At 61.3% G+C, this 455-nt stretch carries 1 protein-coding gene; it reads right to left on the reverse strand.

Annotated features, from left to right (window positions below):
* A partial coding sequence (locus tag P3R27_RS14770; RefSeq protein ID WP_301399171.1) for a hypothetical protein occupies positions 1-455 on the reverse strand: 455 nt, incomplete at both ends.

The following is a 455-nucleotide window of genomic DNA, read 5'->3' on the forward strand; positions in this document are numbered from 1 at the left end:
TTGCTGACATGTCCGACGCTGACAAGCGATGCCTCGGCCAAATCCGCTACCCGCCAACTCTTCGATGGATCTCGCAGCATGGTACGAAGCACCGAAGCGGACTTGGGCTTGAACAGCGAGCGCAACTGTCGCCGCTCCGCTGGCGGCTTGCCTGCCACACTGCGCGACATGAAGAAGCCGGGAAACACGATGCGCGCGTTTCCCTCGAAGTCAAGGTAGCCGACCCCGTTTTCCGTGCACAGCGCGCGGGCGTCTTCGGAGAGATAGGGCGCGATGAAAACAGGCGTGACCAAGTCCGAGCCCTGCTGTCTGCCAACATACGTTTTGAGCTGCAGCAACGCCTTCGGCACATACCGGGGCTGCCCGCTTGACTTCACTTCGCCCACAAGAACGTGGCGTCGCCCCCCGAAATCGACATGGCAGACCAGGTCCACCGACACGTCCTGGATCTCGTA

This window comes from Enterococcus spodopteracolus, assembly GCF_030441955.1.
In the GTDB taxonomy this organism is placed as follows: domain Bacteria; phylum Bacillota; class Bacilli; order Lactobacillales; family Enterococcaceae; genus Enterococcus_B; species Enterococcus_B spodopteracolus.